Source organism: Acidicapsa ligni, from assembly GCF_025685655.1.
In the GTDB taxonomy this organism is placed as follows: domain Bacteria; phylum Acidobacteriota; class Terriglobia; order Terriglobales; family Acidobacteriaceae; genus Acidicapsa; species Acidicapsa ligni.
Genome location: NZ_JAGSYG010000005.1, coordinates 1 through 17,284 on the forward strand (window position 1 = coordinate 1; position 17,284 = coordinate 17,284).

Below are 17,284 nucleotides of genomic sequence, written 5' to 3' on the forward strand. Positions count from 1 at the left end.
GCAGATCGCCCCTTCAACGGCTAACCAGATTCACCGCCGGAGCTAAAATGCCCGGCCTACCAAACGATGCCACCGTGAGTGTCCAAGTCAGGACTCTTGATCAGGACTCTCACGGTGTACGGTTTCTGCTGATCCATAATGTAGAGACATGGCTATGGACACGGATTGTCTTGCGACATCCCTTCGGCTTCCCAGAATCAATCCCAGAATCAATCCCAATCGCACATAAGGGAAGCCAGATGTCCGACCAGTAGATCCGGCCATCAGATCCGGTCAAGAGATCAGGGCATGAGATCAGGCAATCGATTCGCTCAGCCCAACAGCGGCTGACCCAAGGGCGGCAGTAATCATCATGAACGAAACAAGCAAACAACGCACAACATCCACTGTCATTCAACAGGCAGATGAGCGCCTGCAAACCCTGCTCCCGAGTATCTACCGCGACCGCACGGATGAGGTCCAGCCCGTCTCGATGGGTTCGGCCCCGTTAGCCTTCGACGTGGACGGTAACGTTGCATGGGACCGCATGTGGGGCTCGTTTTGTGACCTCGCTATGGCAGGCGGCCCACCGCACAAAGGCAAGCTGCTGGAACCCGGCACGCCGGAGTCGATCCTCGCCGAGCCCACGCGTTACGCCAAGGTCTGCGACGAGATCGTGCGCGGCATCGAAATCGCTGCCCGCCTGCAGGCAGCGCCATCCTCCTCGCCAGGCTGGTTGCGCGTACGTTGCAAAAGTCACACCATGGCCGAGTGGCTGTTGCGCGCGATCACCATGGAGAACGTCTCCGTACGCCTGGAAGATGGTGCAATTTTGCTGCCTGCCGGGCCTGCCTTTCGCGTAGAAAAAGAGATCAAAAACGTCATCACCGTGGCCGCCAAAACAACCCACTATTGGAGCGGCCATCTGATACGCCTCCAGCAGCTTGGAGTCGCAAACCTCTTCCACCAGCTCGACAGCGAAGCCCCACTGCTGCAACCCGCATGGGAGATCGGCCCAGAAGATGCAGAAGCCCGCGAGCGCATCGAGCGCGCACTCGAAGACGCCACCGGCCTCCAAGCCACGAGGCACAGCACCAAGCACGGCTACGCCAACTGGATCGGCCTCGACTGTGGCAGCGTCTCGTCCGCCATCACCACAATGCGCCGCCTCGTGGCAAGCAACGTCCTCTGCCGTCGCGAAGAAACCGCAATCTTTCTTCCCTTCAATCCCATCGCTGATCCCCAAGGCACACGCCTCGCACGCACGGTTTCAGAGTTAGCGGTATCAGAACTCAGCGAAACAAAACATCCATAGACGTGACCGAAGACGTGACCGAGAAAATATCTGGATCAGCCTGCTTCTGGATCGGGTACGACAGACCTAGCCAGTACCCGCGAGCACACCTCCCTGAACGATGAAGCACTCCAGGCGAAGCAGATAGGGATGCAATTTACAATCGACATGGAGACTCGCTATGTCACAGCTTAGTCGCACTGGTGTTTCACTCGAAGAAGATCTGTTGAAGGAGTTCGACAGACTCATTGCCAAACGCGGATATGAGAACCGCAGCGAGGCGATACGTGACCTGATTCGTGAAGCGTTGCTGGCTGAAATTGTAGATTCCAACAAGCAGGTCGTAGGCACATTGACGCTTGTATACGACCATCATGTTCCCAATCTCGCCGACAAGCTCACCGAGAGCCAGCATGCGGCGGGAGCGATGGTACTCGCAGCCACGCACGTACATCTGGATCATCATTATTGCCTCGAAGTCATCATCATGAAAGGTCGCAGCAAAGATATCCAGGCGATGGCAGATCGCATCCGCGCCCTCAAGGGTGTAGAGCTCGGAAAGCTCGTCCTCGCAAACTCGGGAAAAGAGTTGAAGAGCCACGCACACACTCATTCCCACTAAGTGCCAGTGCGGCGTGAACTAAGGACGAGCCTGGCGTGTGGCTATCTTGTGGAACCGAATCGCCAGGAGATAGATCCACCAATATAAGAAACCATGCGTATGCCGACGGCTCGCTCTACCGTACCGCAATCGAAGTCCTTCGCCAGACCACTCGGACCAGAACCAGCAGCACAGTATGGCAAGTTCGTAGAGCTCGTGGCCACACTCCAGTTCGGATCGAACGTCTCGGTAGTCTGCCCCGTGTAGCCGCGAGCCACCAGGCCATCCACGCCAAGTTCCAACCTGCCATCCAGGAATGAGCGCACGAGTGCAAGTCGTGTTTCACCCACCGGAATCGCCTCATATTGGCCCGGATGAGCCGCATTCCCCACATCCAGAAACTTGTGCCCTACGTATTCGTATTCGCCACGTCCATGCAGGCCTAATGGCAGCTTGTCCAACGTAGTGAGCACATCGAAAATGGTACGCGGTGCTTCCGGCGTAACCGTATCGGCGACTCCGTTAAACGTCGCCAACCGCGCATCTGCCTTGGATACGATTCCCTGCAAGCTCCCAAAGCTGAATTGGTGCCGCACATTGACAGTTAGAAACTTGATCGTACTCGGTCCCAGGTCATCCGCCGAACCGTTGTCAGGATCGATCTTGGCAAGAGTCGCCGTCGTTGTTGTCCTGCTCACCGTCACGCGAACATCCGTCCCGGAGAACTCTTTTTCAAGCACCACTTGCAAGGAGTGGGAGCGCTCCAGTGGATTTGCAAACACAGCCGCTCCAGTGCCCGACGCGGAAGGCGCGACATTGGTGCGTGGGTCTTCCGTAAAGAACGCCTGCCCAAGGCTGATCGACGCCGAAGGCAGCCAGCGCGTTGGCCCCGTTCCCGGAGACCATGTCGCGGTAACTTTCGGGCTCTCGAACCGGCTCCATTCGTTAAACGAATAAGCAGCTCTCATCTTGTCCGTATTGATCAGTTGCACCTGGTCATTGCGCAGCCCCGCATAGAAGTGCAGATGCTTGCCTAAATCGCCATGCAGAGCAACATAAGGAGCAAACTCACGGATAGTCACATCGTTCGCCAACACCTTCAGAAACGTGCCATACACGTACGGCTGATCCGCCAGATAGTGGTCGAGATTGTCGTTACGAATATCGTCTTCGTTATAGAGAACGCCGCCCATCATCTCCAGCCATGAGGCAAACGTATGGGTCTCGCGAACCTCCGCTCCCTGGGCATTTCGAAACTCGCTTTGCCGAATCAACCCCTCGCCGAAGTTTGAAAACAAAGTCAGATTGTAAGTGCGAAGATAGCCAGAGAAAGCAACCTCGTCCTTTGCTGTAGCCTTCCACTGATCATTCGCAGCCAGTATGAAAGTGTGCGTCTGATCCATCTGCCGCCGGTCCACAGTATCTTTCACCTGCATGCCAAATCCAACAGGAGCGAGATTACCCTCATGGGAAACACCATAATACGCATCGCCAAATACAGTGATCTCGTGCTTTTCCCGATCGAAGACGCGCAGCGCATTTCCCTTGAACTGCTTTCGATGCTCCAGCGTGAGCATCAATCCATTCCCGTAGTTGCCTTCGAGAGCGAGCCACGCCTTCTTCGCCGGGTCTGAGGGCGCTAAACCTACAGTGAGATCGATATCGCGATAGTCCCCCGTGAGAGTAACGAAACGTTTCAGTTGTGGACGCAGGAGATACGTGGCCGCCAGATTCAGCGAGTGATTTCCTTCGAGCACATTGTACGCACCGTCATCTATTGACACTCCACCCAGCGCTCCCGACACGTAGATATTAGGGTCGGCATAGCCATTGCCATGTGCATTCGCGGAAAGGTTATTGGGCACCAGGTAGCCGCCAACCCGGATGTACTGCGCAATCGGTTCACCGTGATCCCCGGCAACCCCTGGTGCAAAATATTGCGGAGCCTTGATCCCACCGGCAGCCGTCTCGATCGGTAGACCGGGAATAGAAATAGGAGCTCCGGGACGACCAGGATTCGCGTCCAGTAACTCTTCACGCACCATGATTTTTTGTGACGGATCGGGAGATGCAATATCGATTTGACTAACGTCCGCGTTGATGCCGATCTCTTCCTTAGCTATCGAAATCTTTTGAAGGCGCAATGTCAGGTTAGGCGTATCAACATTCAATTGCATCTTGTACATGACAGGGGCAAACCCCTCAGCCTCCACTCGTACCGTGTATTTACCTGCAGCAGGCAGATCAATCGAAAAGCCTCCGTCTCTACCGCTGGTAGCAGTTGACCGTGCACCGGATACAGAATCAACCTCAACGTGCGCTCCAACGACTGACATCCCAGCGGGATCAAGCACAGACCCGGAGATTCGCGTCGCTCCAGACTGTGCCACCGCAGAGCCGGCTATAAATATCGCAGCTAGAAATAGTATGATTTGCCGTCCTTGCGATCCCATTTTTCTAAACGCCTCAATAGATTGATTTGCCGTGGTTAGCCGATAAGCAAAAAGAAAAAGTTCTGCAAAGGACGTATCGACCTCATGCTTCTGCGTGTCATAGCACCACGTTGCATTTGTAGACATTACCCTCGCGAGCGAAGCGGGTATATCGTACGTTTGTATAGGTAGCATGATTTTTGGGAACGTGTTACCACTGAATAAGCGGAATTCAGGGAAGATTTCCTTTGATACGCGACGAGCGTTTAATCAAGAGGGCATTCCGATGGCGTTCTCATTCCGGGCCTTGCTCAATGACGCACCTGGCAATACCAGGCGAAAAGTCATTGCAATATACGGTTTCTTGGTAGCTTTCAATATCGCCGCATGGCTTTGGGCGTTGGTCGCCTTCCACCGATACCCTGTACTTCTAGGGACCGCATTTCTCGCCTACAGTTTTGGCCTGCGTCATGCAGTCGATGCGGATCACATCGCAGCTATCGACAATGTCACGCGCAAATTGATGCAGGACGGCAAGCGTCCCGTTGCAGTCGGCTTTATGTTCTCGCTGGGACATTCCACGGTCGTCGTAATCGGTTCGATTATCATTGCCGCTACCGCGTTCGCAATGCAACACCGTTTTGAGGCTGTTCGCGAAATAGGAGGAGTCGTAGGCACAGTCGTATCGAGTCTCTTTCTATTTGGAATTGCAATCGCAAACCTCATCGTTCTTCGATCCATCTATCAAGCTTTTAAAAGAGTCAGGCGTGGAGAGCCTTATGTCGAGGAAGACTTCGATCTCCTGCTTGGCAGCCGCGGTTTCCTCTCTCGATTATTCCGTCCAGTTTTCGGAATGATCCGCCAAAGCTGGCACATGTACCCATTGGGCGTCCTGTTCGGACTTGGATTCGATACTGCAACAGAGATCGGCTTGTTAGGGATTTCAGCGGTTGAAGTATCCAAAGGGTTATCGCTATGGTCGATTATGGTTTTTCCCGCGCTCTTCGCTGCAGGCATGTCGTTGATTGACACGACCGACAATATCCTCATGCTCGGGGCCTATGGATGGGCCTTCGTTAAACCGATTCGCAAGATTTACTACAACGTTACGATCACCTTCGTTTCCGTTGTAGTTGCCTTCGCTGTGGGCGGAATAGAAACCCTCGGATTGCTGGCAAAACATTTCCGCCAGACAGGAGCATTCTGGGGCCTGATCAGCGAGCTGAATAATAACTTCGGAATGCTTGGATATTGCATCATTGCGCTCTTTGCAATGAGCTGGATTCTATCCATAGCAATTTACAAATGGCGTCGTTTCGACAGTCTCGAATTGAATACCTGAAGAGCTTCCCCAACGGTAGCACCTCCTCTCCTTGCAATCGCCGCGACCTTAGAGCATGAAGATAGATATCGAAGATGCCGATGTACATCTATGTCCATAGATGTACATCGGAGAACGTCAAGCCCCGCAAGGCCTAAGCTGTGAGGTCGAGCACAACGCGTGCCGGAACATCTCCATGTTCAAGCCTTTCGAAAATCCGGTTGACCGCAGATAGCGGCTGCAGTTCGATGTCAGCTTTCACCTTGCCATCTGCTGCAAAAGACAGTGCCTCCGCCATATCCTTGCGGTTTCCAACAAACGATCCGCGTATGGAGATGCAATTCGCCACAATGTCGAACAGCGGAACAGGGAACTCGCCCGGCGGAAGACCGACCAGTACACATGTGCCTCGCTTTCGTGTCATGCCAATGCCTTGCTTGAATGCAATCAGAGAAGGCGCTGTAATCAATACGCCATGGGCGCCACCGCCTGTCTCCTTCTTGAGGGCAGCAGCAGGATCACCAGCCTTGGCATTAAAAACCAGATCGGCACCAAGACGCTTGGCATGATCAAGCTTGCCGTCATCGATGTCGACAGCGCAAACCAATAACCCCATTGCCTTCGCATATTGGACCGCGAGATGACCGAGGCCGCCCACACCGGAAATGGCAACCCATTCCCCAGGCCGGGCCTCAGTCTCCTTGATTCCTTTATAGGTTGTGAGACCGGCGCAAATCAGCGGTGCAGCTTCAATCGATGAAAGACCGTTGGGCACATGAGCAACATAGTTCGGGTCGGCGAGAAGATATTCCGCAAAGCCACCATTCTTCGTATAGCCACCGAACTGAGCATCCGGGCAGACCGTCTCCCATGAGGACAAACAATACTCGCAATGGCCACAAGCAGAGTAAAGCCACGGAACTCCTACTCGGTCGCCTTCCTTCACCGTCGTCACACTCGCGCCGACAGCCGTAACAGTGCCGATGGCCTCATGGCCTGGAATAAAAGGAAGTGTAGGTTTGATCGGCCACTCGCCCTTCGCAGCATGAAGATCGGTGTGACATACGCCGCAGGCCTCTGTTTTGATGAGAATCTGATTAGGGCCTGGCGAGGGAACATTCCATTCTTCAAACACCAGGGGCGATCCGAATTGTTTTACCGCCGCGACTTGCATAGTTGCTGCCATAATATGAATCCTCTTCCTGCAATCGGTTGTAGTTCGCCAGTCCATCCAATCCTGAAAAGTTCAATAGACCTGTGCTTCAGATTCTCTCTCTGTCGATCGGACTATTTGCATAGTGCAGCAATAACGCGACCGCGCATGACGTCAGCCTGGTTGCTGCGGAGTCTGCACGACTGGTCAGAATCACTGGCACCTTCGCTCCCAATACGATCCCGGCCAACTGTGCTCCTCCGAGATACTCCAGTTGCTTGGCCAGCATATTGCCGGACTCAAGATCCGGCACCACGAGAATGTCTGCCTGTCCAGCCACTGGCGACACCAACCCCTTGATCTGCGCGGCCTTCGCGCTCACTGCGGTATCAAATGCAAGCGGTCCATCCAGCACTGCGCCGGTAATCTGTCCGCGCTCTGCCATCTTGCAAAGCGCAGCCGCGTCCAGCGTTGACTTGATCTTCGGATTCACCATTTCTATCGCGGATAACAAAGCAACCTTAGGTTCAGGAATTCCCAACGCATGCGCTAGATCAACTGCATTCTGCACAATATGAACCTTGTCATCAAGATCGGGTTCAATGTTAATTGCGGCATCCGTAATCAGCACCGTGCGTGCATACGCAGGCGTATCCATTACAAACACATGAGAGATCCTTCGCGATGTGCGCAAGCCGGTATCCCGGTTTATAACCGCGCGCATTAGCTCATCGGTGTGCAAGCTTCCTTTCATCATCGCTTGCGTTCGACCGTCGCGGCACATACCCACGCCGATGAGCGCAGCCTGTTCTTCCGTAGAAGCATTCACGATCAGATAACCCGAGATATCTGCGCCAATTGTTTTTGCTAACGCCCGCAACTGATCCCTAGGCCCCAAAAGCACAGGCTTGATAATGCCAGCAACTGCCGCCTCTATCGCCCCTCGAAGCGAAACTTCGGAAAGAGGCCAGCAAACCGCAGTCGAAAGCGATGGCATAGCCTTGCATCGTTCTAAAAACTGGTGGAAGACATGAAAGTCTGCTGGATGATCTATAAGAGGGTCAACCGCGACCGATTCCATCAACATCGCAAGATCGCTCATGAACAATGCCCTTTGCAGGCCTGGCCTGCGTCAAGATGTAATGGTGGTTCTCGCTGATTGAGTAGAACCACGTTGTTTGAATGCAATAGCGAGGCCCACCGGCACGACTCTGCTGATGCCGGAAATAAAAGAACTATTCGACCGTGCTTACCAGGCAACGTGAAGCAGATTAATACAAGCTCCATTTACCGGATGTAGCCTTGTTGTGCTGTACCTGGCGGCGTCTTGCAGCCTCAAAAATTCGCTGACGTTCTTCAGGAGTAACGTTCTTAACCGTGTTCTCCTCAGCGTCATCGGCTTCCTGGCTCTCGGGTGCTCGCTCAGTTTTAATAAGGCTATTCAAGGGAACTCCCACTTGTTTGAGTTCCGTGGTCTGCTCGCCGACAACTGATACTTCTTCTTTGGCGATCATATTTCCTCCTATCGATCTAAACCTGAAACACGCAAGGCGCTGTTTCCGTCTGCACGGAATTAAATGTCGAGGCAATGCTCGCGCGTTCACGATGTAGCAGTCGAAATCCTTGCCGCACCTAGCAAAGCTTCAACCCGCATGCTCTGAACAATCGCAGGATGTCTCTCCGCCAACACACGCATTACCTGCCCCTTGATTGAGTCGTCGTGACAAACAGATTGCGCGGGGCAGTCAGCGCAATCGATCCGCGAACGGGGCGAAGCACAGTCAGTCAAAGATTCGTGAAATGGTTTCACAATATTCTCCTGAACTAAGTCTCTTCCTCGTCGGCACTGATCGCTGTGATGCTCATCACAGCTTTGTTGCTGTAGGAAGAAAGCCTAAGGAGATAGGGCTGTCGGCTTGAATCTGAATCGCCCAACGTGCCGAGGCGATCCCTGTGAAGTTGCTATAAAAATCTATAAATCGGCTGCTAGACCGAAAGCTTTTCCAGCAGCTCTGGAGCAGTAATCAAGATGGAAGATCCTCGCATCTGAATCAGGCTTTCCTTTTTAAAGCGAGTCAACATCCTCGTGACAGTCTCGCGAGATGTGCCGACCAGATTGGCGAGTTCCTCATGCGTGAGAGCCATGGTGAAGCGCATCTCGGCCTTGCCACAGGAAGCAGCCGTTTTTCCCCAATCGAGCAACACTCCCGCCAGCCGGCCCGCAGCCGATCCGGATAGAGCCAGGCGACGCGCATCGAAGAATGCAGCTTTGTAGTCCTCCGATAAGACCTTCGCAGCATGTAAACTTCCTTGCCCGTGTTTCTCAAGAAAGTGGAGGAAGTCCTCTCGCGGTATATTTTTAATCTGTGTAGGCTCAAGCGTCTCAGCGGTTACTTCATACCTGGTTCCGGAGATCACCGCGCCGAGACCGAGCACATCTCCAGGCATCGCTATCTTCAGGATCAGAGTCTTACCTTCGCGCGAAGTGCAGAATAGTTTGACCTGGCCCGTACAAAGGACAAAGACTCCGTTGCCTTTGTCGTTCTCCTGAAACAGAGTTGTCCCTTTGGGGTAGTTTGCTTCTATCCCCATGGTCGCGTAATCAGCAAGCGCGGGCTCGTCTAAGTTGCAAAACATGCGTAGGGAGCGATGCTCACAGTTTGCGCAATCTAGTAGAGGACGGTTAGGCATGAGGTTGCCTCGACTGCAAATCAAATTCTATCTTGATTGCTTAAATATATACCGTGCGAGTACTAAGCGTAATAACGAGTGCATAATCCCTCTATTTGGGACTATGCCGATTGGGAGAACCGTTCTCGTATCGATTCTTGGCGCAAGTTTCTATCTAACCGGCACAGAGCTCCCTCTGTCGGCAATAGCTGCCACACCACTCTTCAATCACTTACTGATAAATCAAGATCAATCCTACGCAAGGGATGGTGAGACAACTGTGATGGCCATCACAACAGTTTTTTGAGAATCACTTCTAACCTTCACATAGCAATGAGTGCAGCATAGAAGTTCAAACGAAATGACAACTGAGGAGCGGATGACGCTCACAGCAGGGTGCTTGTAGATGAGACATTGGCTCAAAGGCTTGGCGATGGCAGGAGTACTTCTCTGCGTGTGGCAGTCGCATGTGGTCGATGCAGGCGCCGAGGCCAATCAGCACTCTCATTTAAAAGATCCACCGCTCAGTACGAATCTTCAGAGTAATCCCGCCGACTATGTTGGCTCCGAAACCTGCGCCACTTGCCACACGGAAGAGTCAAAGAAATTCGACTCGAATCCCCACGCTAAATTGTCGCTGGAGCACGCCGGCAAAGGCGTGACATGCGAAAGTTGCCACGGCGCTGGTAAAGCTCACGTGGAGTCCGGCGGAGACAAGACTAAGATCTTCAGCCCAGCAACTGCCTCAGCCAAACAGGTAGATGCAACGTGCCTCGGCTGTCACGAAAGCGCGCATCCCAACTTTGAGCGATCTGAACATGGCAAGGCCAAGGTTAGTTGCGTCAGTTGTCACAGCGTTCATGCAAGCCAGGAGCCAGAGCACTTACTTAAAGTGGCTCAACCTCAGCTATGCTTCCAGTGCCATACCGACATCAAGCCACAATTCTCCATGCCCTTCCACCACAAGGTTGGCGAGGGCCTGATGAAGTGTTCCGACTGCCATGATCCGCATGGAACGTTCCAAAGCAAGCAGCTCCGAAGCACCGCAGATCAGAACGCAATTTGCACCAAGTGTCATACAGAGACTGCGGGGCCCTTCGTCTATGAACATCCTGTTGTGAAAGTGGAGGGCTGCATCTCCTGTCATTCACCGCACGGCTCAGAAAATCCGCGACTGTTGAATGTAAGCAACGTGAACACACTTTGTCTGCAGTGCCATTCGGCGACTAACACTGCTGCATTCCCTCATGCTGTTTCCCCAACTGGCCCTGTTCACAATCAATCTGCGCAATATGTGGCTTGCACCAATTGCCATACACAAATTCACGGCTCCAACGCCAGCAACATCTACTTCAAATAGCTTCAGGAATGGGCGGGTGAGATCAAGATGACACGTGTTCACTCGATTGAGGCATGCACAGGATCGGCCCTTGGCGTTTCCGCTCGGATTGCAACAATCTTCGGGCTGGCTTCGTTGATGCTTATATCCAGCTCTGCTGCTCAAGTTGCCAGTCCTGTAACTCTGGCTGTGAATGCTCCTGCGCAGGCAACCAATTCCGTAAGCATCAAGACGAGAGATATGACCGTGATGGATGGCTATGCCGTTCACCAATCATTTGATCTTGGCGGGCACATTGCCAACACTGTAGGCAGCGGCTCCATGTATGACACGCTGGTCAATCTCCAGTCGGGCCCACGTATTTTGAATCACACGCTGGAGATGCACGCACTGCCCACATCCAAACACACGTTGTACGACACACTGTTTGAAGGCAGTACCGGATACGGTGGCGACCCAAATAATTTCACCACTCTCCGTATGTCGAAAGGAAAGCTTTACGATTTTCAAGGAATCTTCCGGCGCGATCGTCAGTACTTCGACTACGATCTGCTTGGCAATCCACTCGTTCCCCTGGGAGTCGTATCCAACGGCTACACCTTCCCGCAAGTTGAGAACGCTACTCATCTCTTCAACACCGTTCGGCGTATGACAGATACGACCCTGACGATTCTTCCGATTTCAAAGCTGAGTTTTCGAGTAGGCTACTCGCAGAATATCAATCAGGGGCCAAGTTATAGCTCTATCCACATGGGTACCGAGGGTTTGCTCTTTCAGAACTGGCGCAACAGCACAGATACATGGCTGGGCGGCGTTGACTGGAAGCCCTTTCCACGTACGACCTTTACCTTTGAAGAGCATGTGACGCACTATAAGGGCGATACCAATTGGCAACTCGCTGGGTTGGATCTACAACTCTCGAATGGCGTCCCCGCTAGCCTTGGTTTCGACAACGTCATTGCACCCGCTGGCACGAAAGCGACAAGCCCCTGTGGCGCCAATCCCGCGATCCTGAGCAGTACAACCACACCTGCAACCGCCAATCCATGCGAAAACGGTTATCTGCAATATTCACGTTCCGAGCCAACGCGCACACTTTTCCCAACCGAGGAGTTTCGCTTTCAGAGCGCATCCTTGAAAAATATCCAGATGAACGGCCGCGTACTCTACACCGGCGCAAACAGCAGCCTGGCCAACTACCAGGAATACTTCAACGGACTGGAAAGCAGGACAACCGAACGGGCCTCCACTACAACTGGAAGTGCCAGTACCAGGCGCATCAATACATCGGTAGACTATGGCATTGAATGGAATGCCTCAAAGACAATCAGTCTTTCCGATCAGTATGACTTCCAGAACTTTCGTCAACCGGGGACTGGATATCTTTCCGAGGTCGATCAACTTGGCGCTTCGATGCTGGTGGCTCCTGGAGCAGCAGGCGCTCCAGCGATCACTACCGCTAACAATTTTCTCGGTCAGAAAACGCAGACAAATACTCTCACCGCTGCATGGCAAGCCTCTGGCTGGGCCGAACTCTCGATCGGCTATCGCTATCGTGCACGCAATATAGGCTTCGTACAATCCGTCGCTACCGATGCTTTGCCAACTGGTCGGGACTACACCTTTGATATCCACGAACAAGGCGCATTATTCGGCTTAGTCCTGCGGCCAATCCGAGAGTGGAGAGTTAACGTCACATTCGAACAAGGCTGGGCCGACGCTGCATATGTACAAACCAGTCCACGTCAATTCCAGCACTATATTGTTCGCACGACCTACAAGCCGAAGAGTTGGGCAAGCTTCTCCGGCACGTTCAACGATCTTGAAAAGCGCGACAACGTCACGTTAGTGAACTACCTCGCGCACACGCGTAGCATCTCGGGATCCGCTTCCCTGGCACCGAACGAACACGTTGGAGTCGATATCGGTTATGGGTATATCGATGTGTTCTCGCAGTCGGTGAACTGCTTCGATGACAGCGTAGCGCCCGTCGGTGCAACACCGATGCCAATCGGTGTGGACTGTGGCAATGCCGTCAATACTTCAACCGCTACCTCCGCTTACTACGGCAACAGCTACTACGATGCACCATCACAATATGGATCGGCTGCTATTGTGCTGACTCCCATCAAACGATTCCGATCCAGCTTCGGCTATCGCGTGAGTGCGGTTGGCGGTAAGACGGAGCAACTCAATCCATTACAAGTACCCGGCTCGCTGCAATCCCGGTACCAGTCTCCCTATGGCAGTGTGGCCTGGACACTTACCCCTGCATGGACGTTCAAAGGCGATTACAACTACTACGGCTATGGCGAACAATCATCTGTGGGACCAACAGCGCCACGCAACTTTCACGGCAACATCTACACCATTGGAGTTCACTATGCGTACTAACATTCAGATACTGGATACCGTTGTAAGTACACAAAAGAGAGTTATAAACATCCCCATGCAAGCTGTGAAGGTTATGACCATCTGCCTGATGTTAGGAGCAACTGTGCCTATGTTCGCTCAGGCTTCGGGAGCAAGCACGTACACCGCTAAGTGCCAGATGTGTCATGGCGCTGACGGAATGGGAAACACGCCCGCAGGCAAGGCAATGAAAGCAATCCCATTCAACGATCCTCAGATCCTCAATCAATCGGACGCGGACCTTATTGCCGCCACCAAGAATGGCAAAGGAAAAATGCCCGCATATAGCGGTAAGCTTTCTGACGGAGATATCAAGTCGGTAATTGCCTACGTTCATACTTTGCAGAAGAAATAGCGATTGGACAAAGCGGACATGACTCTCTTGAGCAACTTCAGCAAGAACTGGCTCAGGCCAGCCTTGTTCTTCGGCAACAACCCAATAAGCCTTGTCGGTGGCGCTATTACCAGCGCCTCCGCCATGACCCTCATTGGTTTTTGGATCGTGGCAGTTGCCGGTCATGGCGGCTCAAATAATCCCTACCTGGGCATTATTTTCGACCTCTGCCTGCCCGCAATCTTCATATTTGGACTGCTACTTATTCCAATCGGCATATGGTTCCGACGCCGTCACTTGAAGGCCACCAATCAACTGCCCTCGATATTTCCCAAGGTTGATTTCGCTGATCCTGTCTTTCGTCACGGAATAGACTTCGTGATCATTGCGACGTTTATCAACTTCATCATCGTAGGTACCGCGAGTTATCGCGGAGTCGCGTACATGGATACGCCCAGTTTTTGCGGCCAGACCTGTCACGTAATGAAGCCGGAGTTCAGCGCTTATCATTTCGCGCCACACGCTGGCGTAGCTTGTACGGACTGTCACGTTGCGCCCGGCGTGCCCGGATACATCCATGCGAAGGTTAATGGCACCAAGCAGCTACTGATGGTGATCCTGCACAACTATCCGCGGCCCATCATGGCAGATGGCAAGGTTCCTGCCGCGCGCGATACCTGCGTCAATTGTCATAACCCTGAGCGACTCTCTACCGATAAGCTGCTTGTCAAATCCACGTATGCAGACGACGAGAAAAATTCGATCACACGCTCGTTAGTGCTGATGCATATCGGTGGACGAAATCAGTTTGGCAACTTGAGCGGGATTCACGGAGCCCACTTGAGTCATATTGAATACGTATCTACAGACGCAACAAATCAGACCATTCCCTGGGTAAGCAAAAAGAACGAGGATGGTTCGGTGACTGAGTTCATCTCCACCGATTCAAAAGCAGCAGTCACTGGCCAGAAGCATGTGATGGATTGCATCGACTGCCACAACCGCGCCGCTCATTCCTTTGAGACACCAGAGGAGGCTCTGAATAAAGATATGGCTCTTGGCTCTCCAAGTGCATCCCTTCCATTCGCTCACAAGCAAGGGCTCGCGCTGATCAAGGCGAGTTATGCGTCGGAAGAAGAAGCGAACAAAAAAATCACTTCAGGATTCGAAGATTTCTATCGTTCTCAGTACCCGCTTATCTGGAACAGCCAGCGTACACAAATTGATCAGGGCGCAAAGGCATTGGCTGGTATTTATGGGAGAAATGTCTTTCCTTTTATGAAGGTTGGCTGGGGTGCACATCCAAATAACCTCGGCCACAATGACTATCCCGGATGCTTCCGTTGCCATGACGGCAATCACAATACCAAGGTAGGGAAGAGCATTACCAATGACTGCTCCATGTGTCACAACCTGCTGGCCGTAGACGAGCCAAGTCCAAAGCTTCTCACGGAGATGGGTATGCAGTAGCTTCGTTCGAAGAACCGAAAAGTAAGACGCTTTCTGTCATGCAAAACGCACGGCAGAATTGCAGCCTATAGTGACGGGTTCGAGCGCGGCTGCTTCCAAAAATGCGGATGCATACTGAGGCGGCGCTTAACTCCCGGCGTAAGTTTTGCTTCCATCATGCCCAGCCGATAACCCAGAACCTTCAGCCCAGTACGAATGACTGCCGATGGCATCTGTTTGGGATCTTTTTGCCAGAGATAGCGTAATTCTGAAATCACAAAACGTTTGCCTTCGCCCGTGGCTCGCCCAAACTTTTCCAGCAGCCAGCCTTCGCGACTATGCAAAACTCCGATATCAAAACTTCGAGCAAAGTCCTGCTTCCAGGAGTAGGCATGCGAATGATAAACACAAGCGTCCGCCACATAGGCCAGCTTATAGTCGGCAGATAGCAGATGCGCCGCTGTGATAGTGTCCTCGCCAAAAATCACGGTCGAAGGAAATCCACCAACCTGCATCAATGCCGAACGCCGATAGGCTGCAAACGAATTCGATATAAATATCGTCTTGATTCCCAAACGTCCGCGGCTGGTCAAATCCCGCAGATCCGGGCTGGCCGGATAGTTGAACTCACGCGTATGCGCCTCAATTGCGCCCGCGTCGGGCCGTGGCAGCTGCCGCCCGTAAGCCACGCCCACCGCTGGATTTTCAAAAGCGGCCAGCAGCTTTGTTACCGCGTCCGATGTCGCCAGCACCGCATCTTGCGTGAGATACACAAGAATCTCTGCCGAGGGAAGCATCGTAGCCGCGCGCTGCCGCGTCCCTCCATGATTGAACTCCGAGCGCGCAATCGTTACGACTGAAAAACCAGCCATGCGCGCCAACTCCACCGTGCCGTCAGTCGATTCCGAATCGAGAATCAGCACCTGCTCCGGCCGTACAGAAGCGAGCAGCGCCTGTGAGAAAAGAGGCCAGTCTTTTGCGGCGTTCAGAGTCGGTATGATTACGTTGAACATGCTTCCTTAGTTTATCAATGCTCAAGCCCGCAACAGGTTGATTCTGCAACCCTCTTCGCCTGCAGTTAGTCGCGCTTCAGGATCTTTTGATAACAGGCAATAAGCTGGCTTGTGTGTGACTCCAATGTAGAAGGCGCGCTCCAATAGCGGTTATATGCATTGGACCCAATCCGCGCAGCAAACGCCGCATCACGATCGAGAAGCGTCAGTTTGGCAGATAGATCCGATGCATCTCCTGACCGAAATAAGAGCCCAGTCTCTCCATCGATGATCGCCTCTCTTGCCGCACATGCATCAGAGACGATCGCCGGAACACCCGATGCCGCAGCCTCCAGGACCGACAGGCCCTGCGTCTCGTGCCATAGCGAAGGAAAGACCAGTGCGCGGCTCCCTTGAAATGCACTCGCCACGCCAGCCTGATCTTTCCAGCCCAGCAGCGTGGCGGATTTATTAATCGCAGCAACATTCTCCAGCCTAGGGCCTGATCCCACAAAAACAGCGGGTACGTTTGCCAATAGCGCTGCTTCGGCGAATAAATCCGGACCCTTCTCTTTCGAGAGTCGGCCGACAAAAGTGAACGCATGATTACTGCCAACAGGTGCTGGCGCCGTTCGTACAACCTGTATGGGATTGCTGACTCGGAAAAATTCGCTGCTGGAAGGAAGCCACGGGCGAAGAAGTTTCTCGGAATAGTCCGATACCGTGATGAAATATTTTATCTGGGATGGGATGCCGCCCAATTGTTGCTGCACTAAGTGTCGGCCAACTCTCCATAACTTCTGGGCATAACTTTGAGTATCGCAGTTACAAGCTACGCAACTGAGAGACATAGGCCGTAACTGGCAATGCTTTTCCTCAGGGAAAATATAGAGACCCCCATTAGGACAGATTGCAAAGTAATCATGCAGGGTGCATACCATTTTGAATCCGAGACTCGCAACAGCATGCACCACGCTTGAAGACAAAGATCTCGTCCAGGTATGAAGATGAACGATAGTGTCGGCCGGATCGCATGTTGCTAACACTTCGCGGACGCGTTCCGCAGATTGTGAGTTCCAAATACCCTTGATCGAGGCATCGACCTTCGACGGATTTTGCAGAATGTCGTACAGTCCAAAGTTGACGATTTCTACTTTGTCTCGATGAATCGTAGGGTCGACAGGGCCAGTTCCCGAGACAAAAACTACATCCATCCCCGCTTCCGCAAGGCTATTGAGACTGCCGACAGCAACCTGGGATGCCCCTCCGGTAATGTGGCCATAATCAGCGAGAACAACCACGCGCATT

Annotated in this window: 14 protein-coding genes; 7 read left to right on the forward strand and 7 right to left on the reverse strand. The window is 52.8% G+C overall.

Annotated features, from left to right (window positions below):
* Positions 1-352 precede the first annotated feature (352 nt).
* Together OHL19_RS16940 and nikR are read left to right on the forward strand one after the other, a co-directional pair.
* Positions 353-1,294 (forward strand): hypothetical protein, encoded by a 942-nt coding sequence (locus OHL19_RS16940; RefSeq protein WP_263358952.1) that lies wholly within the window; start codon positions 353-355, stop codon positions 1,292-1,294.
* Positions 1,295-1,454: 160 nt separating this feature from the next.
* The gene (gene nikR, locus OHL19_RS16945) at positions 1,455-1,895 is read left to right on the forward strand and encodes a nickel-responsive transcriptional regulator NikR (protein ID WP_263358953.1); all 441 of its coding nucleotides are present in this window, start codon (positions 1,455-1,457) and stop codon (positions 1,893-1,895) included.
* A gap of 41 nt (positions 1,896-1,936) precedes the next feature.
* Here nikR and OHL19_RS16950 read toward each other — a convergent pair whose 3' ends face one another.
* Entirely contained in the window at positions 1,937-4,453 is a 2,517-nt protein-coding gene (locus tag OHL19_RS16950) for a TonB-dependent receptor (RefSeq protein ID WP_263358954.1), read from the reverse strand.
* Between the two features lie 139 nt (positions 4,454-4,592).
* Between OHL19_RS16950 and OHL19_RS16955 the strand changes: the two genes are divergently transcribed.
* Positions 4,593-5,648: a HoxN/HupN/NixA family nickel/cobalt transporter gene (locus OHL19_RS16955; protein WP_263358955.1), complete on the forward strand. Its 1,056-nt coding sequence runs from the start codon at positions 4,593-4,595 to the stop codon at positions 5,646-5,648.
* A gap of 133 nt (positions 5,649-5,781) precedes the next feature.
* Here OHL19_RS16955 and OHL19_RS16960 read toward each other — a convergent pair whose 3' ends face one another.
* The 4 genes from OHL19_RS16960 to OHL19_RS16975 all read right to left on the reverse strand — a co-directional run bounded on the left by OHL19_RS16960 (position 5,782) and on the right by OHL19_RS16975 (position 9,417).
* Entirely contained in the window at positions 5,782-6,813 is a 1,032-nt protein-coding gene (locus OHL19_RS16960; protein WP_263358957.1) for a zinc-dependent alcohol dehydrogenase, read from the reverse strand.
* Positions 6,814-6,889: 76 nt separating this feature from the next.
* On the reverse strand, positions 6,890-7,882 hold the full coding sequence (locus tag OHL19_RS16965; protein ID WP_263358959.1) for a bifunctional enoyl-CoA hydratase/phosphate acetyltransferase: 993 nt from the start codon (positions 7,880-7,882) through the stop codon (positions 6,890-6,892).
* 169 nt (positions 7,883-8,051) lie between these two features.
* Positions 8,052-8,294 (reverse strand): hypothetical protein, encoded by a 243-nt coding sequence (locus OHL19_RS16970; protein ID WP_263358960.1) that lies wholly within the window; start codon positions 8,292-8,294, stop codon positions 8,052-8,054.
* Between the two features lie 472 nt (positions 8,295-8,766).
* Positions 8,767-9,417 carry a Crp/Fnr family transcriptional regulator gene (locus tag OHL19_RS16975; protein WP_263358961.1) on the reverse strand — a complete coding sequence of 217 codons (651 nt, stop codon included), beginning with the start codon at positions 9,415-9,417 and terminating at the stop codon, positions 8,767-8,769.
* Positions 9,418-9,856: 439 nt separating this feature from the next.
* Here OHL19_RS16975 and OHL19_RS16980 point away from each other — a divergent pair, with 439 nt between their 5' ends.
* The 4 genes from OHL19_RS16980 to OHL19_RS16995 are packed head-to-tail and all read left to right on the forward strand — an operon-like array spanning position 9,857 to position 15,005.
* Positions 9,857-10,810, forward strand: a complete 954-nt coding sequence (locus tag OHL19_RS16980; RefSeq protein ID WP_263358962.1) for a DmsE family decaheme c-type cytochrome — start codon at positions 9,857-9,859, stop codon at positions 10,808-10,810.
* A 27-nt stretch (positions 10,811-10,837) separates the two neighbouring features.
* Entirely contained in the window at positions 10,838-13,183 is a 2,346-nt protein-coding gene (locus tag OHL19_RS16985; protein ID WP_263358963.1) for a hypothetical protein, read from the forward strand.
* The gene (locus OHL19_RS16990) at positions 13,173-13,556 is read left to right on the forward strand and encodes a c-type cytochrome (protein ID WP_263358964.1); all 384 of its coding nucleotides are present in this window, start codon (positions 13,173-13,175) and stop codon (positions 13,554-13,556) included. Before OHL19_RS16985 ends, OHL19_RS16990 begins: the two co-directional genes overlap by 11 nt.
* Positions 13,557-13,574: 18 nt before the next feature.
* Positions 13,575-15,005: a cytochrome c3 family protein gene (locus tag OHL19_RS16995; RefSeq protein ID WP_263358965.1), complete on the forward strand. Its 1,431-nt coding sequence runs from the start codon at positions 13,575-13,577 to the stop codon at positions 15,003-15,005.
* Positions 15,006-15,070: 65 nt separating this feature from the next.
* Here OHL19_RS16995 and OHL19_RS17000 read toward each other — a convergent pair whose 3' ends face one another.
* The gene (locus tag OHL19_RS17000) at positions 15,071-15,997 is read right to left on the reverse strand and encodes a glycosyltransferase (protein ID WP_263358966.1); all 927 of its coding nucleotides are present in this window, start codon (positions 15,995-15,997) and stop codon (positions 15,071-15,073) included.
* A gap of 65 nt (positions 15,998-16,062) precedes the next feature.
* On the reverse strand, positions 16,063-17,283 hold the full coding sequence (locus tag OHL19_RS17005; protein WP_263358967.1) for a glycosyltransferase: 1,221 nt from the start codon (positions 17,281-17,283) through the stop codon (positions 16,063-16,065).
* Position 17,284 lies beyond the last annotated feature (1 nt).